Origin of the sequence: Streptomyces griseus (genome assembly GCF_900460065.1) — a bacterium.
GTDB lineage: Bacteria > Actinomycetota > Actinomycetes > Streptomycetales > Streptomycetaceae > Streptomyces > Streptomyces griseus.
On the sequence record NZ_UAVD01000028.1, the window covers coordinates 69,550 to 94,661 of the forward strand.

General features: G+C 71.7%; 21 protein-coding genes. 10 read left to right on the forward strand and 11 right to left on the reverse strand.

Annotated elements, in window-relative coordinates; all coding sequences use genetic code 11:
- The first annotated feature begins 6 nt into the window (after positions 1-6).
- From DTB53_RS18110 to DTB53_RS18120, 3 genes are all read left to right on the forward strand, one after another.
- Positions 7-864 carry a prepilin peptidase gene (locus DTB53_RS18110; RefSeq protein WP_012379253.1) on the forward strand — a complete coding sequence of 286 codons (858 nt, stop codon included), beginning with the start codon at positions 7-9 and terminating at the stop codon, positions 862-864.
- Positions 865-944: 80 nt separating this feature from the next.
- Positions 945-1,766: a class I SAM-dependent methyltransferase gene (locus tag DTB53_RS18115; protein ID WP_012379252.1), complete on the forward strand. Its 822-nt coding sequence runs from the start codon at positions 945-947 to the stop codon at positions 1,764-1,766.
- Positions 1,767-1,914: 148 nt separating this feature from the next.
- Entirely contained in the window at positions 1,915-2,361 is a 447-nt protein-coding gene (locus DTB53_RS18120) for a hypothetical protein (RefSeq protein WP_003966626.1), read from the forward strand.
- A gap of 282 nt (positions 2,362-2,643) precedes the next feature.
- Here the strand turns inward: DTB53_RS18120 and mgrA are convergent, their stop codons facing one another.
- Positions 2,644-3,693 (reverse strand): L-glyceraldehyde 3-phosphate reductase, encoded by a 1,050-nt coding sequence (gene mgrA, locus DTB53_RS18125; RefSeq protein WP_012379251.1) that lies wholly within the window; start codon positions 3,691-3,693, stop codon positions 2,644-2,646.
- Positions 3,694-3,955: 262 nt separating this feature from the next.
- Here mgrA and DTB53_RS18130 point away from each other — a divergent pair, with 262 nt between their 5' ends.
- The 4 genes from DTB53_RS18130 to DTB53_RS18145 all read left to right on the forward strand — a co-directional run bounded on the left by DTB53_RS18130 (position 3,956) and on the right by DTB53_RS18145 (position 9,110).
- Positions 3,956-4,717, forward strand: a complete 762-nt coding sequence (locus DTB53_RS18130) for an isoprenyl transferase (protein WP_003966624.1) — start codon at positions 3,956-3,958, stop codon at positions 4,715-4,717.
- Positions 4,718-5,105: 388 nt separating this feature from the next.
- Positions 5,106-6,428 (forward strand): RNA 5'-3' helicase PhoH2, encoded by a 1,323-nt coding sequence (phoH2, locus tag DTB53_RS18135; protein ID WP_003966623.1) that lies wholly within the window; start codon positions 5,106-5,108, stop codon positions 6,426-6,428.
- A 388-nt stretch (positions 6,429-6,816) separates the two neighbouring features.
- The gene (locus tag DTB53_RS18140; RefSeq protein ID WP_030705238.1) at positions 6,817-7,530 is read left to right on the forward strand and encodes an aggregation-promoting factor C-terminal-like domain-containing protein; all 714 of its coding nucleotides are present in this window, start codon (positions 6,817-6,819) and stop codon (positions 7,528-7,530) included.
- 164 nt (positions 7,531-7,694) lie between these two features.
- Positions 7,695-9,110 (forward strand): AI-2E family transporter, encoded by a 1,416-nt coding sequence (locus DTB53_RS18145; RefSeq protein ID WP_012379248.1) that lies wholly within the window; start codon positions 7,695-7,697, stop codon positions 9,108-9,110.
- 120 nt (positions 9,111-9,230) lie between these two features.
- On the opposite strand, the gene DTB53_RS18150 is transcribed toward DTB53_RS18145, so the two are convergent.
- Both DTB53_RS18150 and DTB53_RS18155 read right to left on the reverse strand, forming a co-directional pair.
- Positions 9,231-9,764, reverse strand: a complete 534-nt coding sequence (locus DTB53_RS18150) for an alkyl hydroperoxide reductase (RefSeq protein WP_003966620.1) — start codon at positions 9,762-9,764, stop codon at positions 9,231-9,233.
- A gap of 12 nt (positions 9,765-9,776) precedes the next feature.
- On the reverse strand, positions 9,777-10,331 hold the full coding sequence (locus DTB53_RS18155) for a peroxiredoxin (RefSeq protein WP_003966619.1): 555 nt from the start codon (positions 10,329-10,331) through the stop codon (positions 9,777-9,779).
- Positions 10,332-10,464: 133 nt separating this feature from the next.
- Between DTB53_RS18155 and DTB53_RS18160 the strand changes: the two genes are divergently transcribed.
- On the forward strand, positions 10,465-11,451 hold the full coding sequence (locus tag DTB53_RS18160) for a hydrogen peroxide-inducible genes activator (RefSeq protein ID WP_012379247.1): 987 nt from the start codon (positions 10,465-10,467) through the stop codon (positions 11,449-11,451).
- Positions 11,452-11,513: 62 nt separating this feature from the next.
- On the opposite strand, the gene DTB53_RS18165 is transcribed toward DTB53_RS18160, so the two are convergent.
- The 5 genes from DTB53_RS18165 to DTB53_RS18185 form a co-directional block, all read right to left on the reverse strand.
- On the reverse strand, positions 11,514-13,901 hold the full coding sequence (locus tag DTB53_RS18165; protein WP_012379246.1) for an FtsX-like permease family protein: 2,388 nt from the start codon (positions 13,899-13,901) through the stop codon (positions 11,514-11,516).
- Positions 13,898-14,584 carry an ABC transporter ATP-binding protein gene (locus tag DTB53_RS18170; protein WP_003966615.1) on the reverse strand — a complete coding sequence of 229 codons (687 nt, stop codon included), beginning with the start codon at positions 14,582-14,584 and terminating at the stop codon, positions 13,898-13,900. Before DTB53_RS18170 ends, DTB53_RS18165 begins: the two co-directional genes overlap by 4 nt.
- Positions 14,581-15,105: a PadR family transcriptional regulator gene (locus DTB53_RS18175; protein ID WP_003966614.1), complete on the reverse strand. Its 525-nt coding sequence runs from the start codon at positions 15,103-15,105 to the stop codon at positions 14,581-14,583. Before DTB53_RS18175 ends, DTB53_RS18170 begins: the two co-directional genes overlap by 4 nt.
- An 88-nt stretch (positions 15,106-15,193) precedes the next feature.
- Positions 15,194-15,526, reverse strand: a complete 333-nt coding sequence (locus tag DTB53_RS18180; protein WP_012379245.1) for a type II toxin-antitoxin system antitoxin — start codon at positions 15,524-15,526, stop codon at positions 15,194-15,196.
- On the reverse strand, positions 15,523-16,494 hold the full coding sequence (locus DTB53_RS18185; RefSeq protein WP_012379244.1) for an SPFH domain-containing protein: 972 nt from the start codon (positions 16,492-16,494) through the stop codon (positions 15,523-15,525). The genes DTB53_RS18180 and DTB53_RS18185 overlap by 4 nt, the downstream gene beginning before the upstream one ends.
- A gap of 239 nt (positions 16,495-16,733) precedes the next feature.
- Between DTB53_RS18185 and DTB53_RS18190 the strand changes: the two genes are divergently transcribed.
- A complete protein-coding gene (locus DTB53_RS18190) occupies positions 16,734-18,968 on the forward strand; it encodes a transglycosylase domain-containing protein (protein ID WP_012379243.1) in 2,235 nt (744 codons plus the stop codon).
- A 68-nt stretch (positions 18,969-19,036) separates the two neighbouring features.
- Here DTB53_RS18190 and DTB53_RS18195 read toward each other — a convergent pair whose 3' ends face one another.
- The 3 genes from DTB53_RS18195 to DTB53_RS18205 all read right to left on the reverse strand — a co-directional run bounded on the left by DTB53_RS18195 (position 19,037) and on the right by DTB53_RS18205 (position 23,424).
- Entirely contained in the window at positions 19,037-20,860 is a 1,824-nt protein-coding gene (locus DTB53_RS18195; RefSeq protein ID WP_075025235.1) for a fused response regulator/phosphatase, read from the reverse strand.
- A gap of 384 nt (positions 20,861-21,244) precedes the next feature.
- Complete coding sequence (fomD, locus tag DTB53_RS18200) at positions 21,245-21,931, reverse strand: cytidylyl-2-hydroxypropylphosphonate hydrolase (RefSeq protein WP_012379241.1); 687 nt, start codon at positions 21,929-21,931, stop codon at positions 21,245-21,247.
- 77 nt (positions 21,932-22,008) lie between these two features.
- Positions 22,009-23,424: a class II fumarate hydratase gene (locus tag DTB53_RS18205; protein WP_012379240.1), complete on the reverse strand. Its 1,416-nt coding sequence runs from the start codon at positions 23,422-23,424 to the stop codon at positions 22,009-22,011.
- A gap of 105 nt (positions 23,425-23,529) precedes the next feature.
- Here DTB53_RS18205 and DTB53_RS18210 point away from each other — a divergent pair, with 105 nt between their 5' ends.
- Positions 23,530-25,083 (forward strand): ricin-type beta-trefoil lectin domain protein, encoded by a 1,554-nt coding sequence (locus tag DTB53_RS18210; protein WP_042496238.1) that lies wholly within the window; start codon positions 23,530-23,532, stop codon positions 25,081-25,083.
- Positions 25,084-25,112: the final 29 nt, after the last annotated feature.

Below are 25,112 nucleotides of genomic sequence, written 5' to 3' on the forward strand. Positions count from 1 at the left end.
CGTCCCGTGGACGCCGCGCTGCTCGCCCTCGCCGCGGTCTGGGGTGCCGTCACCGGACTGCTGATCCCGCGTGCCGCCTACCGGTTCGCCGTCGAACCGGAGGAGCCCTGGCGTACCGCGTGCCCCGCGGGGCACCCCCTCACCGGCCCGGTCCGCGGCTGGCTGGGACCGGCCCGGTGCGCGCCCTGCGCCGCCGCCCCGGGAACACCGGCCGCGCCCGGAGCCCCCACCGGCACGCGTACGAACGTCGGCACGGGCGCCGGCCCCGGTGCGGCCCCCGTCGAGGCGGGCCGCGACACCGAACCCCCCGCCCCTTCGGCCGCCTACGCGCCCGGCGTCCTCGCCCCCCTGGTCACCGCGGTCGCCTGCGTCGCGCTCGCCGCCGCCACCGGGGCCAGGCCCGAGCTCGTCGGGTGGCTGGCGCTGACCCCCGTCGCCGTGCTCCTCGCCGTCGTCGACCGGCGGGTCCACCGGCTGCCCGACCCGCTGACCCTGCCCCTGGCGGCCGCGGCCGTCCTGCTCCTCGGCGCCGCCGCACTGCTTCCCGGGCACGCCGGCTCCTGGACCTCCGGCCTGCTGGGCGGTCTGGCCCTGGGCGGCTTCTACTTCCTGCTGTTCCTGATCAACCCGAACGGCATGGGCTTCGGTGATGTGAAGCTCGCCCTCGCCCTGGGCGTGGCGCTGGGCTGGTACGGCTGGACCGTGCTGTTCGTGGGCGGGTTCGCCGGGTTCCTGTTCGGGGCGGCCTACGGACTCGGCCTCGTGCTCCTGCGCCGGGCCGGCCGCAGGACCGGCATCCCGTTCGGCCCGTTCATGATCGGCGGGGCGCTGACCGGCCTGCTGCTGGGGGCCCTGGCCGGGTGAGGGCGCCCCGCCCCGCGCGGGCGCCCGCACGGGCGCGGAATCCGTTCGCGTGCTCCGGGCCCGCCTGACACGATTCCCGTATGTCCGAACCATCCGAACCCGCCCCCGCTCCCGCACCGCTCCCCTTCGACTCCGCGGCCTCCCGCGACCGGTTCGAGGCCCTCGTCGCCGAGGCCGACGCCGTGTCCGTGGACGGCTGGGACTTCTCCTGGCTGGCGGGCCGCGCCACCGAGGAGCGCCCCTCCTGGGGGTACGCCCGGGCGATGGCCGACCGGCTGGGCCGGGCGCACGCCGCGCTCGACCTCCAGACCGGGGGCGGCGAGGTCCTGGCCGCCGCGCCGAAGCTCCCGCCGGTCACCGTGGCCACGGAGGCCTGGCCGCCCAACATCGCCCGCGCCACCGCCCTCCTGCACCCGCTCGGGGCGGTCGTCGTCGCGGACGAGGACGAGCCGCCGCTTCCCTTCGGGGACGCCGCGTTCGACCTCGTGGTCAGCCGCCACCCGGTCACCACGTGGTGGGAGGAGATCGCCCGGGTCCTTGCCCCCGGCGGCACGTACTTCTCGCAACAGGTCGGCCCGGCCAGCGTCTTCGAACTCGTCGAGCACTTCCTCGGCCCCCAGCCGCCCGAGGTCCGCCGCGCCCGGCACCCGGAGGACGCGCGGGCCGCCGCGACGGCGGCCGGACTCGACGTGGTGGACCTGCGCTCCGAGACCCTGCGCACCGAGTTCCACGACATCGGCGCGGTGGTCTACTTCCTGCGCAAGGTGATCTGGATGGTCCCCGGCTTCACCGTCGAGCGGTACCGGCCCCAGCTGGCCGCGCTGCACCGGCGGATCGAGACGGAAGGCCCCTTCCGCGCCCGCACCACCCGCTTCCTCATCGAGGCCCGCAAGCCCCGATGACGCCGGCCGCCACCGGATTGTGCGTCAACCCGCCTACCCCGTACGCCAGTTCAGCCATGCCCAGCAGGCAACGGGATCGACCGGCCGGCCGTCCTACTCGACGGGACGCACGCACAGCGAAGGGCACAGCGAAGGAGGGGGAGCGGTCATGACCCTGGAGAAGGAAGACTGCGTGGCGCCTGCCGGGCGCGCGCGACACGGCAACGCCGACTGGCTCACGGGGGCCAGGATCACCGCCGTCCTCGGGGTCTACTACCGGCCCGAGGGCCGGGCGGGCGAGCCGGAGGCCGTCGAGTTCGTCCTCTCGGACGACCAGTCCGTCCTGCTGACCTGCGCCTCCGACCGGACGCTGCACGTCACCCCGGGCGCCTGGCCGGGTCTGCCCGCCTGGTGCGTTCCGGTGAGCCGGTGGCAGCACGCCCCGCCCGCCCTCCTCCCGCCGGTGCCGTGCGGGGGAGCGTGGACGGTCGTGGGCACCCGGGAGCTGAGGGACGACGGCGGGGAGGTGCTCCAGGCCGTCATCCGGTGCGAGGAGGGGGACTTCGTGGTGGTCGCCGGAGACACCCTGGCGATCCGCTTCGAGCCCCGCCCCTGACCCGGGTGGACCGGGCCGCGCGGCACCGCGGACACCGCGCGGCCCCCACGGACAGCTCCGCCCACCCTGCCCGTAGCGCAGTCCGGTGAATTCGGAGAGTGATTGTGGAGTGGCGCGGCACGCGGCACTACTTACGAAGGGTTATGGTGGAAACCCCCCCTCGGGCCGGTCCGTATCCCCCCCCACGGACCGGCCCGTTTTTTCACGGGCCGACGGCGGCCCGCCGCGCGACGCCCGGGGCGCGCCCGTTCTTCCCGGCGTGAGGGCCCCCTTGAGCCGATGTCAGCTGCGACCGGCCCAGATGTTCGTGCCCGCCGTGTCCACGGCGAAGGCGTCGATCTCCCGCAGCTCGTCGGCGGTCAGCGCCGGGCCCGCGAGGGCCGCCACGTTCTCCTCGAGCTGCTTCACGCTCGACGCGCCGATCAGCGCCGAGGTCATCCTGCTGTCGCGCAGCACCCACGCGATGGCGAGCTGGGCGAGCGACTGGCCGCGGCCTCGGGCGATGTCGTTCAGCCCGTTGAGCCGGCGGACCACCTCGTCGGAGAGGAGGCCCGGGTCGAGGGACTTGCCCTGGGTGGCGCGCGAGCCCTCGGGGATGCCCTTCAGGTACTTGTTCGTGAGCAGGCCCTGGGCGAGGGGCACGAAGGAGATGCAGCCCATTCCGGCCGCCTCCAGCGTGTCGAGCAGCCCGTCGTCCTCGATCCAGCGGTTGATCATGGAGTAGGAGGGCTGGTGGATCAGCGCCGGCACGCCCATCTCCCTGAGCAGCCCGGCCGCCTCGGCGGTCTGCTCCGCGGTGTACGAGGAGACGCCCACGTACAGGGCCTTGCCCTGCTGGACGGCGGACGCCAGGGCGCCCATCGTCTCCTCCAGCGGGGTGTGCGGGTCGAAGCGGTGCGAGTAGAAGATGTCGACGTAGTCCACGCCCATCCGCTTCAGCGAGGCGTCGAGCGAGGACAGCAGGTACTTCCGGGAGCCCCACTCGCCGTACGGGCCGGGGTGCATCAGATAGCCGGCCTTGGTGGAAAGGACCAGTTCGTCACGGTACGGGGTGAAGTCCTGGGCGAACAGCTTGCCGAAGTTCAGCTCGGCCGAGCCGGGCGGCGGGCCGTAGTTGTTGGCCAGGTCGAAGTGGGTGACCCCCAGATCGAAGGCGCGACGCAGGATCGCGCGCTGGGAGTCCAGGGCCCGGTCGTCGCCGAAGTTGTGCCACAGGCCCAGCGAGAGGGCGGGCAGCTGGAGACCGCTGCGCCCGGTCCGGCGGTACTCCATGGAGTCGTAGCGCGAACCGGCGGCGCGGAAGCGCAGGTCGGGGGAGAGGTAATCAGTCACGTTTCATTCCTTATCACGGAGTTGTGACAGACCGGGTTGGGCCCCTGTGACCCGATCGCAGTAATGTGGCGGCTTCGGGGAATGCCGATGTGCGGCGCGGCGAAGGCCCGCGCGGCCGTGCCAGTGGTAGGGGTGCGGACCGCCGAGGGATCGTGCGGGCGGCGCAGACCGTGCAGCGATCCCCTGCGGGGGACGGCCCCCGGACCCCCGGCGACGGGGAGGGCGGGCCACGGGCCCGTACGGAACCGAGAGGGTGAACGCAGTGAACTTCCGCGACCTGGTGTACAGGCTCTACGCACGCCGGGTAGGAGGACGCCTGGACCACGACCAGGTGCCGAAGCACATCGGGGTCATCCTCGACGGCAACCGGCGCTGGGCCAAGGCGTCCGGCGGCTCGGCCGTGCAGGGCCACCAGGCCGGTGCGGACAAGATCTCCGAGCTGCTCGGCTGGTGCAACGAGACCGATGTCGAGGTCGTCACCCTCTGGATGCTGTCCACGGACAACTTCGACCGGCCCGAGCACGAGCTCAAACCGCTGCTCGGCATCATCGAGAACACCGTGCGCAACCTCGCCGCGGACGGGCGCTGGCGCGTCCACCACGTGGGCACGCTCGACCTGCTTCCGCCGGAGACGCAGACGGTGCTCAAGGAGGCGCAGGAGGCGACGTCCGACATCGACGGGATAATCGTCAATGTCGCGGTCGGCTACGGCGGGCGCCAGGAGATCGCGGACGCGGTGCGCTCCCTGCTCCTGGAGCACTCGGAGAAGGGCACGACCTTCGAGGAGCTGGCCGAGGTCGTCTCCACCGACCTGATCTCCGAGCACCTCTACACGCGGGGCCAGCCCGACCCCGACCTGGTGATCCGGACGAGCGGGGAACAGCGGCTCTCGGGCTTCATGCTCTGGCAGAGCGCCCACTCGGAGTACTACTTCTGCGAGGTGTTCTGGCCGGCCTTCCGCAAGGTCGACTTCCTCCGGGCGCTGCGCGACTACGCCGCCCGCCACCGCCGCTACGGCGCCTGAACACCCCCTGTCGCCCGTCCGGCCGATGGCTCCCCTCTCTACAGAGAGGGGAGCCATCGCGTCTGTGAAGGTGTCACCGCGCGTCCACCGGGACTTCTCCGCACCGTGTCATATGCGGCGGCATGGCTTCGCGCCGAAAAGGGAATACCCCTGTCAGGTCGACGTCCGGTCATCAACCAGGCGGACGTCGCATCCAAGTGAGCGGCGCCAAGACCGCTCGCCCGGGAGGCCCTTTGCACACGAAGGACCGTAGACAGTCTGCGGCCGACGCGGTGGCCGTGGTCCGGCCCGCGCACAGGGGCCCGATCCCGGTCCGTCCTCTCCCTTCGGGAAGCTCCGCGACCGTCCGTCGCACTCCCCGACCTCGTCCGAGGGGGTACGTCCTTCCGTGGTGACCAGCAGCAAGCGCCGCATGCCCGACCGGCGCACATACGTTCTCGACACCAGCGTCCTGCTGGCCGACCCAGGCGCCATGGCCCGCTTCGACGAGCACGAAGTCGTGCTGCCGATCGTGGTGGTCACGGAGCTGGAGGCCAAACGGCACCATCCCGAGCTCGGCTACTTCGCCCGGCAGGCCCTGCGGCTGCTGGACGACTTCCGGGTCCGGTACGGCCGGCTGGACGCCCCGATCCCGCTCGGGGACCTGGGCGGGTCGCTCCGTGTCGAGCTCAACCACTCCGATCCCGGCGTCCTGCCCGCCGGCTACCGGTTGGGGGACAACGACTCCCGGATCCTCGCGGTCGCACGCAACCTCCAGGCCGAGGGGTACGACGTCACGGTCGTCTCCAAGGACCTGCCGCTCCGCATCAAGGCCTCCTCCGTGGGCCTCCTCGCCGAGGAGTACCGCGCGGAGCTCGCCATCACGGACTCCGGCTGGACCGGCATGAGCGAACTGTCCCTCGCCGGGGAACAGATCGACCTGCTGTTCAGCGAGGAGACGCTGTACGTCCCCGAGGCCGCCGAACTGCCCGTGCACACGGGTCTGGTCCTCCAGTCGGAGCGCGGCAAGGCGCTCGGCCGGGTGACGGCCGAGGGCAACGTACGGCTCGTGCGCGGCGACCGGGAGGCCTTCGGCATCCACGGGCGCAGCGCCGAGCAGCGGATCGCCCTCGACCTCCTCCTCGACGCCGACGTCGGCATCGTGTCGCTCGGCGGCCGGGCCGGCACCGGCAAGTCGGCGCTGGCCCTCTGCGCGGGCCTGGAGGCGGTGCTGGAGCGGCAGCAGCACAAGAAGGTGATGGTCTTCCGGCCGCTGTACGCGGTGGGCGGGCAGGAGCTCGGCTATCTCCCCGGCAGCGAGGCCGAGAAGATGAGCCCCTGGGCGCAGGCGGTCTTCGACACGCTCTCGGCGGTCGCCGGACGCGAGGTCATCGAGGAGGTGCTCGGGCGCGGGATGCTGGAGGTCCTGCCGCTCACCCACATCCGCGGCCGGTCCCTGCACGACGCGTTCGTGATCGTCGACGAGGCGCAGTCGCTCGAACGGAACGTCCTGCTGACCGTGTTGTCCCGCATCGGGGCGAATTCGCGTGTCGTGCTCACCCATGACGTCGCCCAGCGGGACAACCTCCGGGTCGGCCGGTACGACGGAGTCGTCGCCGTCGTCGAGAAGCTGAAGGGCCATCCGCTGTTCGCCCACGTCACGCTCACGCGGTCGGAGCGCTCGCAGATCGCCGCGCTGGTGACCGAAATGCTGGAGGAAGGCCACATCTGACCTGTGTGTCCCTTTGATGCCGCCCGGCGAGCCAAGGAGCTTAGCCGGGCGGCCTTGTGCTGCGCCGTCATTTCCGAAAAACCGGAGGGCCAAACGGGGTGTGACCTTTCCCACGTAAGACAGAATTGCCTCTCGGCGCTCCCTTCCGGCAGAGTCTTGCTTCCGTCAGGCCCCGCATACGGCACTTGGGCACCTCCAGAGGCGCCACGCACCACACAACTCCACACGAGACGCCCGTATGCCGCCCGCGAGCACCACGCGGCAGCCCCTCGCCGGGGTTGCCCATCGGGCCCGTGCCTCCCGTGACCCGCGCAGTAGGGAGGCCAGTGTCAGGGGCACGAACGCGCTCGCGAGGTCACCTAAGCGGGCGATGCTGGAAGGACACCATGTGAGCCGGATCTCGGTCCGGGGGTTCGCCGTGGCATCCGCCACCGCGGTCACCACCGTTGGCGCCGTCGTAGGCGTTGCTGCGGGCGGCACACCTGCCCCCGACGACAACAACTTCGAGGCGGCCGCAGCCGACACCACGCTGCTCGCAGACATCCCCGCGGGCCAGCAGGCCCAGGTCCAGACCGCTTCGCTGACGCAGCAGGCCGATGCCCAGGCATCCGCCGCCGACGCCGCCGCGAAGAAGTCGGCCGAGGAATCCGCCCGCCTCCAGGCAGCCAAGGACGCCAAGTCCAAGAAGCAGGCCGCCGAGGACCGGGTCGAGGCCGAGCGCAAGGCGGAGCAGAAGAAGAAGGAAGAGGCCGAGCGCGCCAGCCGGTCCTCCGTCCGCGACGCCTCCTCGTTCTCCGCGCAGGGCTCCTACAGCGTGGCCGACGTCAAGGCGATGGCCCGTCAGATGGTCCCCGCGGACCAGTTCCAGTGCTTCAGCAACATCGTGAACCACGAGTCGACCTGGAACTACCGCGCGACCAACCCGTCCTCCGGGGCGTACGGTCTGATGCAGGCGCTCCCCGGTCACAAGATGTCGTCCGCCGGCGCCGACTGGCAGACCAACCCGGCCACCCAGATCAAGTGGGGCCTCAGCTACATGGACGGCCGGTACGGCAGCCCGTGCGGCGCTTGGTCCTTCTGGCAGGCCAACAACTGGTATTAGAGGGAGCGGGCGAGGTCCACGGACCGCCCTCTCAACCTCGCGAGGCCCCTCACCGTCCGAACGGTGAGGGGCCTCGCGCGTGTACGGTCGCATCCGGCGGTCCCGGGGAGCGTGAGGAAATACGCGGAGCGCTGGGTGGCGAATATGGGGGAAGGAAAGCAAGCATGTCGAAACTGCCGGGCTGGCTGGGCCGCTTCGGGTCCGAACTGACGGAACTGGGCGCGCGACTGGACGAGCGGCGGGCGCGCGCCGCCGCCGAGGACGATGACCCCCTCGCCGTGCGCGGGGCCCCCGTCGTCCCGGACGACGGGACCGGGCAGGTGCCCGCGCCGCCCTCGTACGCCCCCTCGGTCGCCGCCAAGCCGGATCCGGTGGCGGCGATTCCGTGGGGGATGCGGGTCGCCGCCGAGGCGGGCTGGCGCCTGCTCGTCCTCGCGGGGACGCTCTGGGTGCTGATGCGGGTGATCAGCGCGGTCCAGCTCGTGGTGCTCGCCTTCGCCGCCGCGCTGCTCGTCACCGCGATGCTCCAGCCGACCGTGGTCCGGCTCAGGCGGTTCGGGCTGCCCCACGGGCTCGCCACCGCCGTGACCGCCGTGCTCGGGTTCGTCATCATCGGCCTGGTCGGCTGGTTCGTGGTCTGGCAGGTGATGGACAACCTCGACACGCTCTCCGACCGGGTCCGCGACGGCATCGACGAGTTGAAGCGCTGGGCGCTCGACAGCCCCTTCCACGTCACCGAGTCGCAGATCAACGACATCGCCAAGAACCTCAGCGACACCATCGGGACCAACACCGAGGAGATCACCTCCGCCGGGCTCCAGGGCGTCACGGTGATGGTGGAGTTCCTGACGGGGCTGCTGCTGGCGATGTTCTCCACGCTGTTCCTGCTCTACGACGGCCGGCGCATCTGGGAGTGGTCGCTCAAGCTGGTGCCCGCCGCCGCCCGCCCCGGGGTCGCCGGCGCCGGGCCGCGCGCCTGGCGCACCCTGACCGCGTACGTCCGCGGCACGGTGCTGGTCGCCCTGATCGACGCCATCTTCATCGGGTTCGGCCTCTACGTCCTCAACGTGCCGCTCGCCGTGCCGCTGGCTGTCTTCATCTTCCTGTTCGCCTTCATCCCGCTCGTCGGCGCCGTGGTCTCCGGGGCGCTCGCCGTGGTCGTCGCCCTGGTCACCGAGGGAGTCTGGACCGCGCTGTGGGCGCTGGTGGTGGTCCTGGCGGTGCAGCAGATCGAGGGCCACATCCTCCAGCCGTTCATCCTCGGCCGGGCCGTCCGGGTCCATCCGCTCGCGGTGGTCCTCGCGGTGGCGACCGGCGGTCTGGTCGCGGGCATCGGCGGCGCGGTGGTCGCCGTACCGCTGGTCGCCGTGGTCAACACGGTGGTCGGCTATCTGCGCTCGTACGGGGAGCCGGGTGAGCGGGGCGGCCATCACGGGGCCACCGCCCTGTCGATGAGCCCGGCACCTGCGGGCCCCGCAGGATCCGCAGGTCCCGCTGGTCCCGTGGGCTCCGCGGCGCCACCGGAGCCGGAGGACACTCCGGGGGAACCCGCGCTGGAGAAGCGGCCGCCGGAGGAGTAGCCGCACGCCGGCCGGACGCCGGAACGGGGCGCCGCGGAGCGCCGAGGCGAGAAAAGAAGGGCCCCGAGGACGGTCGGTCGTCCTCGGGGCCCTTCTCGTACCAGGGGTGGTGCGGTGTCACTACTCGGCGAGTACGGCCTCGGCGTCGAGGGTCACACCGACCGCCTGGATCACCGAAGCGACCTTGACGGCTTCCTGAATGGTCTCACGGTCCACGCCGGCCTTGCGCAGCACCTGCTCGTGGGAGTCGAGGCACTGGCCGCAGCCGTTGATCGCGGAGACGGCGAGCGACCACAGTTCGAAGTCGACCTTCTCCACGCCCGGGTTGCCGATGACGTTCATCCGCAGGCCCGCGCGGAGCGTGCCGTACTCCGGGTCCGACAGCAGGTGCCGGGTCCGGTAGAAGACGTTGTTCATCGCCATGATCGCGGCAGCCGACTTCGCCGCGGTGTACGCCTCGGCGGAGAGGTTGGCCTTCGCCTCGGGCTCCAGCTCGCGCAGCACCTTCGGCGAACGCGAGGCGATCGCGCAGGCCAGCACGGTGCCCCACAGCTGCTGCTGGGGGAGGTCGCTGTTGCCGATGACCGAGCCGAGGTTCAGCTTCAGGTCCTTGGCGAAGTCCGGTATGGCGGACTTGAGTTCGTCGAGAGCCATGTCGGTATCAGCTCACTCGCCCGAGAGGAGCGCGACCGGGTCGAGGGTGTTCTCGCCCTTGGTCCAGTTGCACGGGCACAGCTCGTCGGTCTGCAGGGCGTCGAGGACCCGCAGGACCTCCTTGGGGTTACGGCCCACGGAACCGGCGGTCACCATCGTGAACTGGATCTCGTTGTTCTGGTCGACGATGAAGACGGCGCGCTGGGCGAAGCCGTCCTCGCCCTCGATGCCGAGGTCGCGCATGAGCTCGTGCTTCGAGTCGGCCAGCATCGGGAAGGGCAGGTCGGTCAGGTCCGGGTGGTCCTTGCGCCAGGCGTGGTGCACGAACTCGGAGTCACCGGAGAAGCCGAGGATCTGGGCGTCGCGGTCCGCGAACTCCTCGTTCAGCTTGCCGAAGGCGGCGATCTCGGTGGGGCACACGAAGGTGAAGTCCTTCGGCCACGCGAAGACGATCTTCCACTTGCCCTCGTAGGTCTTGTGGTTGATCTGCTCGAACTCCTTGCCGCTCTCCAGCGAGACACAAGCAGTCAGGTCGAACTCGGGGAACTTGTCACCGACAGTGAGCACGCGCTCTCCTTGCAACGTCTGGAATTCCCCTTTTGGGGGCGTTCCTGAGGGTTGGACGAGTTCCACCTTGGCACAGAGTGCATTGATCACGGAAATAGCTACACTCGGTCGAGATGATCGGAGGTGCCTATCAGTGGGCCAGGGTAATCAGGGCATACGCCCCAAGCAGTCCGGCAGGCCGGCCGGCAAGCAGCCCAGCCTGTCGCAGTTGCGTGCCTTCACGGCCGTGGCGGAGCATCTGCACTTCCGGGACGCGGCGGCGGCAATCGGGATGAGTCAGCCCGCACTCTCCGGAGCCGTCTCCACCCTGGAGGAGGCACTGGGTGTCCAGCTCATCGAGCGTACGACGCGCAAGGTGCTGCTCTCGCCCGCGGGGGAGCGGCTCGCGGTGCGGGCCGGGGCCGTGCTGGAGGCCGTCGCCGCGCTGATGGAGGAGGCCGAGGCGGTCCGGGCCCCGTTCACCGGAGTGCTCCGGCTCGGTGTCATCCCGACCGTCGCCCCGTACCTGCTGCCCACCGTGCTCCGCCTCGTCCACGAGCGCTACCCGGACCTCGACCTCCAGGTCCACGAGGAGCAGACCTCCTCACTGCTGGAGGGTCTCGCCGCGGGGCGGCTCGACCTCCTGCTCCTCGCCGTGCCGCTCGGGGTGCCGGGCGTCTCCGAGATCCCCTTGTTCGACGAGGACTTCGTGCTGGTCATGGAGCAGGACCACTGGCTCGGCGGCCGGGCGGACATCCCGCGCGACGCGCTGCGCGAACTGCCGCTGCTGCTCCTGGACGAGGGGCACTGCCTGCGCGACCAGGCCCTGGACATCTGCCGGGAGGCGGGCCGCACCGAGGGCGCCCCGGTGACCACGACCGCCGCCGGGCTCTCCACCCTGGTGCAGCTGGTGGCCGGCGGGCTCGGGGTGACGCTGCTGCCCCGGACCGCGGTGACGGTGGAGACCGGCCGCAACGAGGCGCTGGCCACCGGGTACTTCGCGGACCCGGCGCCCACCCGGCGGGTGGCGCTGGCGATGCGGACGGGGTCGGCGCGGGGCGGCGAGTTCGAGGAGTTCGCGGCCGCCCTGCGCGAGGCGATGCGCCCCCTGCCGGTACGGCCGGTGGCGGAGGGCCCGTAGCGCGGAACGCGGGCAGGGGCCCCTGTCTCCAGGAGCCCCTGCCGTACGCGGTCGTGCAGGTGTCACTCGGTGCGCAGTCCGTCCGGACGCATCATGCGCCACAGCGGCGGCAGCGACAGCAGGGTGACCAGCAGGATCAGCGCGCCCCCGACCCCCGCCATCGGCCAGAACAGCCACCAGTCGGAGACCTCCTTCTCGATCAGGTGGACGAGGGTCGCCCCGAGGCCCAGGCCGCCCGCCACCGCCACCACCAGACCGAGCACCACCGGCACGGCGGTCTGCCACAGCACCGACCAGCCGAGCGTGGAGCGCCGGGTGCCGAAGGCGACCAGCACCGACAGCAGCCGCTTGCGCTCACGCAACTGCTCCAGCTGGGCGACCAGCATCGACAGGGCGATCAGCAGCAGCACCGCGCTCGCGCCCACCTGGAGCCCGGTCTGGATGCTGGCGTACTGGCGGTTGCGTTCGACCGATTCGATCGTGACGAAACGCATCCCGGGGTCGATCCTGGCCGCCGTGTTCCGCAGGTGCTCGGCGACGTCCGGAACGCTGCGGTCGACCCGGATCTGGGTGGTGATCGTCGCTCCGGGCACCTTGCCCGCGTCGATCGCACCGGTGGTCGCCATGATCCCGTAGTGGATCTCGCCCATCGGGTCCTTGCGGCCCTGCACGGTCAGGGCGTCGGCGGGCAGCGTCCACCGCATCACCTTGTCCCCGTAGCCGATCTCGACCTCCTCGCCCTTGCGGGCGGTCTCGTCGATCCAGGCGGTCATGTCCTTGTCGCCCGGCGGGTGGGCGACGAACGTGTCACCGTCCTCGCAGGCGCCGATCCGGGCCAGCTCGCGCAGGGTCTCGCAGGTGCCGACGGTCAGTGCGGTGGTGGGCGGCACCTCGTCCTCCGCGTAGTCGCCGGGCTTGGACGCGTACGCCGCCACCGATCCGATGACCACCTCCACGCCCTTGGTGGCACGGAACTGCTCGATGGCCGCGGTGGCCGCCTCGCCGGTGACGTCCTCCGAGTACCCGGCGAACTGGGCCCGGGTGGGGTCCGCCCCCGTCATCCGGTTGAAGTCGGCGTTCATCGAGGCGAACAGCATCTGGAGGGCGATCGCCCCCGCCACCGCCACGGTGACCCCGCTGACCGCGCGGGACGCGGCCCCGCTGCTCAACTGGAGCCTGCGGGTGGCGAGCTGCCAGGGCACCGGCCCGCCGCGCAGCCGGTTCACGCAGGCCTCGACGAGCCAGGGCAGCAGCAGGGCGAGCCCGAACAGCACCAGCACGGCGCCCGCGGTGATCGGGAACGGGTTCACCGGGGCGTACTCCTCGACCCGGCCCCAGAGCGCGAGCACCGCCAGTCCCGCCAGCGGCACCGGCAGCCGCCACCACAGGCGGCGTCCGCGCTCACGCCCTCGGCGCACGACGCCGAGCGGCTCGATCACCACGGACCGCATCGCCACCAGGGTGACGAGGACGGCCGTCAGCGGCACGGCCACCGCGATGAGCGTCGCCAGCCGGAGGTCGGGCGCCAGGTCGGCCGGGAACGCGCTGACGTCCCAGATCTCCACCGCGCCGACGAACTGCCGGCCCACCAGGAAGAAGGCCAGGCCGAACAGCAGCCCGAGCAGCGCGCCGAACAGCGCCTCCCCGGCGGCGATCCGCCGGGTCGACCGGATGTCCGCGCCGACCAGGCGCAGCGCGGCCAGCCGCCGGTCGCGGCGGTCGCCGCCGAAGCGCACGGCGGTGGCGATGAAGATCGCGACCGGCGCGAGCAGCACGACGCAGACCATGATGACGAGCACGATCAGCAGCGGCGGGAGGGGGTCGCCCTGGCGGTTGTCGCCGTACCCGGCGATCCGGTGGCCGCCGTTGGACGTCGTCAGGGTGTCACTGCCCGCGTAGTAGAGGAGCTCGCCGGGGGAGCGCAGCCCCGCGTCCCCGATCGTGCCGGTGATCCGGTAGGGCAGCCGCTCCCGGAGCAGCTCGTTGCCCGGCTCGTCGAGCAGCTCCCGCAGGGCGGGGGAGACGACCATCGTGTTCGGCGCGGGCATCCGGTCGATCCCCGGCGGCAGGGCGGGCGTCGAGCCGTCGGGACGCATCAGATAACCGGCGACGGTCCGGTCGTGGTACTCGGTGGTCGTGTTGATCCGCAGCACCGAGCTGTCCGACTTCGGGGCGTTGGCGTCGGAGAAGGCGGAGATCCGCGTCTCGCTGCGGGCCTGCTCGCGCGCGTTCCGCTCGTCGAGCAGATGCGGTACGGAGGAGGCGAGCAGCAGCAGCGCGACGCCGAGGCCGACGCCGACGGCGGTCAGCAGCGTACGGATCCAGCCCTCGCGGCCCCCGGCGGCGGCGAACCGGATGCCGAGGCCGAGGTCGCGGAGGGTCACCGCGCCCCGCGGGAGGGCGGCCGGCCGCGGCGGTGCCACGGGGCGCTTCTCTTCGAGCAGCGTCATACGGCGTGCTCCATGTCGCGGGCCCGGCCGTCGCGCACGGTGACGTCCCGGTCGGAGTAGGCGGCGACGCGGGCCTCGTGGGTCACCAGGACCACCGCGACGTTGGCGGAGCGGGCGGCCTCGGTGAGCAGCTGCATCACCCGCTCGCCGTTGAGGGAGTCGAGGGCGCCGGTCGGCTCGTCGGCGAAGATCACCTTCGGCGAGCCGGCCAGCGCGCGGGCCACGGCGACCCGCTGGCCCTGTCCGCCGGAGACCTCGCCGGGGCGCTTGGTTCCGAGGTCGTCGACCTCCAGGCGCTCCATCCACTCCAGGGCGGTGCGCTCGGCGGCCCTGCGCCGGACGCCGTTCAGCCGCAGGGGCAGGGCGACGTTCTCCACGCAGGTCAGTTCCGGGACGAGCTGGCCGAACTGGAAGACGAAGCCGAAGTCGCTGCGGCGCAGGGCGCTGCGCTCGGCGTCCGACATCGCGGACAGCTCGCGGCCCGCGTAGGTGATGGTGCCGGAGTCGGGCGTGATGATCCCGGCCAGGCAGTGCAGCAGGGTCGACTTGCCGGAGCCGGAGGGGCCCATCACGGCGACGACCTCGCCGGGGTGCACGGAGAACGACGCGCCGTCCAGGGCGGGGGTCGAACCGTAGGTCTTGCGCAGATCGTGCGCGGCGAGGAGGGAGCCTTCGGGAATCACGGAGCCACCACCTTGGCGAGCTGGTCGAGACGGGCGGAGGTCAGTTCCAGCCAGCGCAGATCGGCTTCCAGGTGGAACAGGGCGTGATCGCAGATCAGCTGGTCGGCGAGGTCGCCCTGCCGCTTGCGGTCGGTGAGGACGCGCATCATCCGCAGGTGCGCCGAGCGCTGGGTGTCCAGCAGATCGGCCGCGCTGCGACCGGTCAGGAGTGCCAGGACGACCTTGGTGTAGAGCGTCGACTGGAGGTAGGGCTCCGGCTTCTCGGGCTGGGCCAGCCAGTGCGAGACATCGGTGATCCCGGCGTCGGTGATGGCGTACCGCTTGCGCTCGGGGCCTCCTTCGCTCTCGACGCCGTCGACCTCGACGAGTCCGTTCTTCAGGAGCCGGGACATCGTCGAGTAGACCTGGCCGTAGTGGAGCGGGCGGTCCTGGCCGAACTTCTCGTCGAAGGTCCGCTTCAGGTCGTAGCCGTGTCGGGGGCCGGACTCCAGGAGTCCGAGGAGGGTGTGACCGATAGACATGAGCAGAACTGTACACGGGGTGTATACCTGCCGTGTATACGCGTCCGGAAAGCGACCCCGGCCCATGGGGTGGACCGGGGTCGCGGTGCTACGGGGTGTCCTGGGCGCCGGTCGCGGGCGGGGGGCGCGGTGTGCCCGTCCCGGGCTCGGGCGGGGTTTCCGGCCGCCTCTCCGGCCCCTCCGGCGACTGTCTGGGCGGCCGCCCGCGGCGGGCGATCGGACGCGCGGTCCCCGGCAGCCGGCCCGCCTCCGCCAGCGCCCGCCGCAGCAGGAACTCGATCTGCGCGTTGGCGCTGCGCAGTTCGTCGGAGGCCCAGCGGGCGAGCGCGTCGTGCACCGCGGGGTCCAGCCGCAGCAGCATCTGCTTGCGCTGCCGCGACCGGGCCGCCGGTGTCGGCCGGGGAGGCGTCTGGTCGGTCACTGGTAGAGGGAGCCCGTGTTGAGGACCGGCTGGGCCGCGCGGTCGCCGCACAGCACCACCATCAGATTGCTGACCATGGCCGCCTTACGTTCGGAGTCCAGCTCCACGATGTCCTGCTCGGCGATCCGGGCCAGGGCCATCTCGACCATGCCCACCGCGCCCTCGACGATCTGCTGGCGGGCCGCGACGACCGCGCCGGCCTGCTGGCGCTGGAGCATGGCGGACGCGATCTCGGGGGCGTACGCGAGGTGGCTGAAGCGCGACTCGATGATCAGGACGCCCGCGGCCTTCACCCGGGCGGTCAGCTCGACGGCCAGCTTCTCGGTGATCTCCTCCGCGTTGCCGCGCAGCGAGAGGCCGTCCTCCTCGTGGGCGTCGTACGGGTACTCGATGGCGATGTGCCGCACCGCCGCCTCGGTCTGGGTGGCGACGAACTCCCGGAAGTCGTCGACCTCGAACAGCGCCTGGGCGGTGTCCTCGACCTTCCAGACGACGATCGAGGCCAGCTCGATCGGGTTGCCGTAGGCGTCGTTGACCTTGAGGACGGCGGTCTCGTGGTTGCGGACCCGGGTGGAGATCTTGCGGCTGGAGGTCAGCGGGTTGATCCAGCGGAGCCCGTCGGTGCGGATGGTGCCGACGTACCGGCCGAAGAGCTGGATCACCCGGGCCTCGCCCGGAGCGACCATCTTCACACCGCTCATGCAGAAGAACGAGGTGATCACCAGGAGCACCCCGAGGATGAGCAGCGGGACGCCGACCGCGTTGTTGCCGCCGGTCCCCGTCACCCCGCCGACGATGGCGAGGCCGACCCCCGCGAACACCCCGACCACGGTCAGGAGCAGGCCGACGCCGCCCGGGATGGAGTGCGCGGTGACCTCCCTGACCTGCGGCGCGGGCAGGTCCGGGGCGTCGACGGGGAGGTCGGTCGAGGGCGCGCCCGGGCGGTGGTCGTCGTGCTGTGCGGTCATGGGATCCCCCGTTCGGCGCGGCCGTTCACCGCGCTATCAATGTGATTACACATTAATGGTTCTCGCAACCTTGTCCAGCCCTGGTGAGTCGGTTCCTAGGGAACGGGTGCTGATTCTCACGTCCGCAAAAGACCGGATCACTTGTCTTTTGTCCCTGTCGGCGGTGTTAGCTGGCAGGTCTGAGCGGACTGAGGAAACCGAGCGAGCCGGTCGAGCAGAGAAGCGGGAGCAACACACCAATGGGTCGAGCGGATGCGCGACGAGCCCAGGCGCGGGAGTCGCGCGGGGGCCAGAAGAGCGGCGGCATACGCAGACTCTTCACGTGGAAGAAGCTGCTGGGCGCGTTCTTCGGGATCGTCCTGCTGGGCATGGGGGCCTTCGGGGCGCTCTACGTGTACGTCGACGTCCCCGCCGCCAACGCCGCGGCGGAGCGGCAGAGCAACGTCTACAAGTACAGCGACGGCACGGTCCTCGCCCGGACCGGCAAGGGCGTCAACCGCCAGATCGTCGACCTGGACGAGGTGCCCCAGAAGGTCCAGCACGCGTTCGTCGCCGCCGAGAACAAGACCTTCTACAAGGACGACGGCGTCGACCTGAAGGGCACCACCCGCGCCCTCCTCAACACCGTCAGCGGCAAGGGCAAGCAGGGTGGCTCGACCATCACCCAGCAGTACGTGAAGAACTTCTACCTGACGCAGGACCCCACCGTGAGCCGCAAGCTCAAGGAACTGGTGATCTCGCTCAAGATCGACCAGCAGAAGTCCAAGGACGAGATCCTCGCCGGGTACATCAACACCGCCTACTACGGCCGCGGCGCGAGCGGCATCCAGGCCGCCGCCCAGGCGTACTACGGCGTCGACGCCAAGGACCTGGACGTCTCGCAGGGCGCCTACCTCGCCTCCGTCCTCCAGGCGCCCAGCCAGTACGACTGGAACTCCGCCACCGACACCGGCAAGAAGCTGGTCAAGGAGCGCTGGGCCTACACCCTGCGCAACATGGTCGAGATGAAGTGGCTGACCGAGTCCGAGCGGGCCGGCCTGGAGTTCCCCGTCCCCCAGAAGCCCAAGCCCGCCCAGGGCATGGAGGGCCAGGCCGGCTATCTGGTCGAGGCCGCCAACAAGGAGCTGGAGAAGCAGGGCGTCACCGCCGAGGACCGCGACGCCGGCGGCTGGACCTTCACCCTCACCGTCGACAAGAAGCGCCAGAAGGAGCTGGAGAAGGCGGTGGACGACCAGCTGGAGTCCAAGCTCGACCGCGAGGGCAACAAGGTCGACGCCACCGTCCAGGCCGGCGCCACCTCCGTCGACCCGAAGACCGGCAAGGTCGTCGCCCTGTACGGCGGCGAGGACTACATCAAGCACTACATCAGCAACGCCACCCGCCAGGACTACCAGCCCGCCTCCACCTTCAAGCCGCTGGTGCTCGCCTCGGCCCTGGAGAACGAGTCGAAGACGCAGGACGGCAGCCTGATCGGGCTCAACACGGTCTACGACGGCACCAGCAAGCGGCCCGTCGTCGGCAGCGACACCCCGTTCGCCCCGCAGAACCAGGACGACCGCAGCTACGGTCCCGTCTCCGTCCAGAAGGCCCTGAACAGCTCGGTCAACTCCGTCTTCGCGCAGATGATCGTGGACGTGACGCCCGCCGCCGTGAAGGAGACCGCGCTCGCCCTCGGCGTACCGGACAAGAACTTCCCCGAGCGCCCCGCCGTCACCCTCGGCACCATGAACGCCTCGACCTGGGACATGGCCGGCGTGTACGCCACGCTCGACAACCACGGCCGGAAGGTCACCCCGCACATCCTCCAGTCCGCCGAGCACCGCGACCGCACGGTGAACGCCGAGAAGCCCAAGCGGGAGCAGGTCATCAGCCGCGCCTCGGCCGACACCGTGACCAAGGGGCTCACCGGGGTCGTCGACGCCGGTTCCGGGGGCGCGGCCAACAGCCCCGCCTACGACGCGGCGGCCAAGACCGGCACCTCCGAGGACAACAAGTCGGCCTGGTTCGCCGGCTACACCCCGGAGCTGAGCACGGTCGTGGCCCTCTTCGGCGAGGGCGACGGCGGCCGCAAGCAGGTCTCCCTCACCGGCACGGCCAACTCCGGCCGCGCCAGCGGCAGCGGCTTCCCGGCGAGGATCTGGGCCGACTACACCCTCGGCGCCCTCGACGGCGAGTCCGGCAAGACGTTCGACCTCCAGGACGTGGAGCGCGGCGAGGTGCCCGCCCCGCCGACCCCGTCGGACACGCCCTCCGAGGAGCCCACCCCCACCGAGGACCCGACCCCGTCGGACACCCCCTCCGAGACGCCGAGCGAGACGCCCACCGAGACCCCGACCACCCCGGCCCCGCCCACCAGCAGCAGCCCGCCCGTCACCACGCCGCCGACCAGCCCGGAGATCCCGCCGCAGCCCGGCGACGGCGACGGCCAGCCGGGCGAGCGGCCCGGCGGCAACGGGCTGCTGCCCGGACAGTAGGCGCCCGGGCGCACGCAGGTGAGGGGCGGACCCACCCGGGTCCGCCCCTCACGCGTCCGGTGCCGCCCCTACTGCCCCCGGGCCGCCATCTCGAACCAGACGACCTTGCCCGTCGAAAGCCGCGTCGCACCCCACCGCCGGGCCAGCCGGTTGACCAGGAACAGGCCGCGCCCGCCCTCGTCCGTCTCCCGCGCCCGGCGCTGCCGGGGCAGCTGCGGGGAGTCGTCGCCGACCTCGCAGCGCAGGACGTCCGTCCGCAGCAGCCGCAGCGTCACCGGCCGCTCGGCGTAGCGCACCGCGTTGGTGACGACCTCGCTGACCAGCAGCTCCACCTCGTCGGCCAGGTCGTCCAGACCCCAGCGGCTCAGCGCCCGCCGGGCCAGCCGTCTGGCCCGGCCCGGGGCCGCGTCCTCCGGCTCCAGATACCAGTAGGCGACGTCGCTCGGCGCGATCCCGTCGAAGCGGGCGGCCAGCAGCGCGATGTCGTCGTCCCGGTCACCCGGGCCGAGCATGTCCAGCACGTCGTCGCAGAGGGCTTCCAGCGGGGGTGAGTGGTCGTCACCGGTGAGCTGCGCCGTCGCCGCGAGGCGTTCCCGCAGCTGCTCGATGCCCGTCCACACGTCCCGCAGCCGCGACTCCACCAGGCCGTCGGTGTAGAGGAGCAGCGTGGCGCCGGCCGGGGCGTCCAGCTCGACGGCCTCGAAGTCGACGCCGCCCACCCCGATCGGGGCGCCCGGCGGCACCACCAGCACCTCGGCCCGCCCGCCCAGGTGGAGCAGCACGGGCGGCGGGTGTCCGGCGTTGGCGATGGTGATCCGGTGCGCGACCGGATCGTAGACCGCGTACAGGCAGGTCGCCATCCGGTCGCTGCCCAGCCGCTGGGCCTGCTCGTCCAGGTGGTGCAGGACCTCCTGCGGCGGCAGGTCGAGCTGTGCCAGGGTCTGCGCCGTCGTCCGGAGCTGGCCCATGATCGCCGCCGACGTCATGGAATGGCCCATCACATCGCCGACGACCAGCGCGACCCGGCTGCCGGTGGGCTGCGGGAGCGAGTCCGGCAGCATCGTGCGCTGCAACTCGTCGGCGATGTAGGCCTCGCGCCCGTACAGCACGGCCTTGTCGATGCCGAGCGCGGTGTGCGTCGCCAGCTGCGCCGCGACCAGCAGATCGCTGGCCTCGAACGGGGTGCGCTCGGTGCCGCGCACGAACACCGCCGCCCCGATGACCCGGCGCCGGCCGCGCAGCGGGGCGAGGATCGCCCGGTGCCCGGTGGGGACGGAGCGGCCGGGGCCGAGCAGCTCCGGCAGGGCGGCCCGTGCCGCCGCGGAGTCGCCGAAGACCGGCCGCACCCCGCGCAGCACCTCGGCCAGCGCACCGCCGGCCCGTACCTCGCACAGCTCGGCGGCCGGCATCAGGTCGGCCTGCGGGTCGAGGATCAGCGGACGCAGCCGCTCGGTCTCGGAGCCGGTCGCCTCGCCGGCCTCCTCGTCGCTGACGCGCAGCCGGTCGCTGCGGCGCAGCCGCAGGACGAACGGGCTCACCGGGCGCTCGTCGCCCACCGGGAGCGGGTCGCGCAGATAGACGAGGATCGCGTCGGAGAACGTGGGCACGCTGGCCCGGCACAGCCCGAGGACGATCTCGTCCAGGTCTATGCCCCGGGCGATCCGCCGGGTCGCCGCGCCGACGAAGCGCAGCCGGTCGCCCTCGCGGCGGGTGGCCGCCTGCGCCTCGGCGACGGCGGGCGCTCCTGGACCCTGGGCCGGCGCGGCGGCCGGAGCCGGGACCGCGGCGGCGGCGGCCGCTGCCGCGGCGTCCTGCTGCCGGGGCCGGGTGCGCTCCTGCTGCCGGGCCGCCAGGGGCTGCCGGCCTTCGTGGGAGGTGGGGTGCTCCGTCACGCGTGGGATTCCGTCCGGCCGGGCCGGTTGTATGAGGCAGTCACCTCGTGGGGCGCTACTGTGCCCCGGCAAGCGCGGGAAGAACAACGGCTGTCACCGGATGCCCTTGATGAAGGGGCCGAAACCGAGCGCATCGGAGATGGCCGACGGGCGACCTCTCCGGCGGTGGGCGCGGCGAGAGGGCAGCGGACAGCGTGCACGTCTCCACCCCCTCGTAGTGGTTTCCGCGACCGAGCGGAACGTCCGGGTCCGTGGCCCGTACCTCCGCGCGACCGGTGTGGTGACTTGTGGTCAGTTCCGGTGTGGCGCCCGCTGGTTGCGGCGATCATCCCTCCGTGCGTCCGGACCTGCCGACCGGGCCGCCCGAAGGATCTCTCCAGGGTCTCACGACGGCATACGGGCAGGGGTGCGGTCCCAGTCATCCGGCAGCGGCGGCACCTGCCACCGCGGATCGGGCCGCCAGTGCTCCCAGCCGTCCCGGAACGGCGCCCCCCACCCGGTGATCACCTCGACCGCCGCGAGGCCCGCCTCGCGGACCCGGGCCGCGGTCTCCCGGTCCATCAGACCGACCTGCTGGGCCTGGGCGAACTCGTCCTCGTCGAGCCATTTCCAGCTCCGGTCCGGGTTCACGGAGATGTCGAGAAAGTGATCCTCGGAATCCACCCCTCCGGACCACCGGGTGCGGGGCTCCTCCAGATTCACGTACCAGTTGCGGAACATCCAGCCCCGGTCCCAGAACAGCCACACCGACCACGGGTCCCCGGGCCTGGCCAGCTTCAGCACCCCGGAGCCGAACCAGGTGGAGCGGGCCGTGGTGCGGGGCGCGGTGTAGCGGGTGGCCAGTGGCTCGGCGTGCACCTGGGTGCCGTCGGCCAGCACCGGCCGTACGCATTCGGTGCCCGGCGCCATCCAGACGGCGAGCAGCTCCTCGGTGTCCTGGACGACGGTCACCGGACGGCAGATGTGCACGGGCGGGACCCCGGCCGTCCGGTGGGCCCGGCCGTTGTCGCGGTAGCGCCAGAGGATCTGGTCCCCCGGCGCCCAGCGTGCGTACTCTCCCGTACCTGTCATAGAGAGATCTTACGGAGCGCTCCCGCCCGCCCGCTGCGACTCAGGTCACCCGGACGTCGGCGACGGGCCCCCCGCGCTCACGGGCGTGTCATCCGCAGCACGTCCAGCGCCTCGTCGAGCTGCTCCATCGTCAGGTCGCCGCGCTCGACGTACCCCGAGGCCAAAACCGTCTCGCGGATCGTCGTCCCGTCCTTGAGGGACTTCTTGGCGACCTTCGCCGCTTCCTCGTAGCCGATGTACTTGTTCAGCGGGGTCACCACGGACGGGGAGGACTCGGCGTAGGCGCGGGCCCGTTCCACGTCGGCGGTGATCCCGTCGACCGTGCGGTCCGCGAGCAGCCGGGAGGCGTTGGCCAGCAGCCGTACGGACTCCAGGAGGTTCTTCGCGATGACCGGGAGCATCACGTTCAGCTCGAAGTTGCCCGCGGCGCCGGCCGTGGCGACCGTCGCGTCGTTGCCGGTGACCTGGGCGGCGACCATCAGGACCGCCTCCGGGATCACCGGGTTGACCTTGCCCGGCATGATCGACGAACCGGGCTGGAGGTCGGGCAGCGCGATCTCGGCGAGACCGGTGCGCGGGCCCGACGCCATCCACCGCAGATCGTTGGAGATCTTCGTCAGGGACACCGCGATGGTCCGCAGCTGGCCGGACGTCTCCACGAGCCCGTCCCGCGCGCCCTGCGCCTCGAAGTGGTCGCGGGCCTCGGTGAGCGGCAGCCCCGTGGCCTCGGCGACCTCCGCGATCACGGCGGCGGAGAAGCCGGGCGGGGTGTTGATGCCGGTGCCCACCGCCGTACCGCCCAGCGGCAGTTCGGCGAGCCGGGGGAGCGAGGCGCGCAGCCGCTCCACGCCGTAGCGGATCTGGGCCGCGTAGCCGCCGAACTCCTGGCCGAGGGTGACCGGGGTGGCGTCCATCAGATGCGTGCGGCCGGACTTCACGACCTCCGCGAATTCGGCCGATTTCCGCCCCAGGGATTCCGCCAGGTGGACCAGGGCGGGGATCAGGTCGGCGGTGACGGCGGCGGTGGCGGCGATGTGGATGGAGGACGGGAAGACGTCGTTGGACGACTGGGAGGCGTTCACATGGTCGTTGGGGTGGACCTCGCGGCCCAGGCGTTCGGTGGCGAGGGTGGCGATCACCTCGTTGGTGTTCATGTTCGACGAGGTGCCCGAACCCGTCTGGAACACGTCGACCGGGAAGTGCGCGTCCCAGCGGCCCGAGGCGACCTCGGCGGCGGCCTCCTGGATCGCGGCGGCGATGTCCGGATCCAGCACCTTCAGCTCGGCGTTGACCTTGGCCGCCGCGCCCTTGATCCGGGCCAGCGCCTCGATGTGGGCGCGTTCCAGCCGCTGCCCGGAGACGGGGAAGTTCTCCACCGCCCGCTGGGTCTGGGCACGCCACTTGGCGTCCGCGGGGACCCTCACCTCACCCATCGAGTCGTGCTCGATCCGGAAACCGCTGTCACGGGGCTGCTCGCCCGACGTGTCGACCATGGTGTTTAAACCTCCTGAAAAAGATGAGCACTTCTCTTGTTCTATGTATTCCCAAGTCGCCTACCGACCAGTAAATACCGGGGGTAACCACTACCGGGAGGCGCAATGAGGCGCACCAGCACCAGAGTTCGAGGGCTCGGAAGCCTTCGCCGGCTCCGCTGTACCGTCGCGGCGGCCGTCGCTCTCGCGGCCGCCGTCGGCGGTATGGCCGCCGCCGGACCCGCGGGCGCGACGGAGCCGGGTACCAGCTCTATCGCATCCACCCCTCTCCCGCCCGCACTGGAAGCCGTCCGGGCCGCCGAGGCCACCCAGCTGTACGGCAGCCCCGCCGAGCGGCCGCTCGGCGACCGCAAGACCGGGCTGATCTCGCTCGGCGACAGCGAGATCTCCGGCGAGGGCGTCGGCACCTACGACCCCGGCACCAACGGGCCGGACAACTGGTGCCACCGCTCACCGGACGCCGCCATCCACCGCACGGGCATCGCGGCGGACGTCACGTACAACGTCTCGTGTTCCGGCGCCTCTACCGGAAACATCAAAATCGGCGGGAACAAGCAGTACGCCGACGAGCTCGTGCAGAGCGACAGCCTCGCGATCAAGGCCCGCAACACCCGGATCAAGATGATCGTCCTGGTCGCCGGGGCCAACGACGACCTCCAGTTCGGCCCGGTCATGACCGACTGCGTGGTCCGCTACATCAGCCTCCAGGGCCCCTGCGAGCCGAAGTACGCGGGCGGCTGGCAGGCCCGCGTCGACGCGCTGGTCCCCAAGGTCGAGCAGACCGTCCGCGACCTGCGCACCGTCATGACGGGCGCCGGATACGCCGACGGCGACTACAAGCTCGTCCTGATGGGCTACCCGAGCCCGATCGGCCCGGACTTCCGCGACAACCCGAAGTTCCCGGGCAAGCTCGCCTGCGGCGGACTCGGCTACGACTCCGACACCGTCTGGGGCCGCGACACCGCCGTGCCCGCCTTCCAGGTCGGCATGCGCAAGGCCGCCGCCGCCACCGGGGCCACCTACCTCGACAACTCGCGCCTCTTCCACGGCCGCGAGGTCTGCACCGAGAACCCGTGGGCGCGCGGGCTGTTCATCGACGTGACCAAGCCGGGCCTGCCCGACGAGAACTCCGTCCGCCAGTCCTTCCACCCCAACGCCGCCGGCCACCGGGCCTTCGCCTCCTGCCTCACCCAGCTGTACGACTCCGGGCTGCGCGAGGCGGGCTGCGCCGACCCGGCGAGCACGGGGAACCCGGTCCTGACCGGAGCGGCCTTCGACGACCTGTTCGCCCCGCTGAAGAACCAGGCGACCGGGACCTGCGTGGACGTGCCCGCCTCGGTCACCCGCAACGGCACCGCGGTCGGCGGCTGGGACTGCCACGGCGGACGCAACCAGAACTGGTGGTACGACGCCGGTACGCAGACGGCCCGCACCGCGCTCAGCCACGACCGCTGCCTGGACGTGCCGGGCGCGAAGTACGACGCCGGCGCCACGCTCGTCGTGTGGGACTGCTCGGGCGCGGCCAACCAGAAGTTCGTCCGGCAGGCGGGCACCCTGCGCCCGGCCGCCGCGACCGGGCTGTGTCTGACGCTGGCGGGGGGCAAGGACCCGCTCAGGCTCCAGAGGTGCGACGGCGGGGCGAACCAGCGCTTCGTGTAGCCGGACCGTGGGCGAGGGGCGGCCGTCGT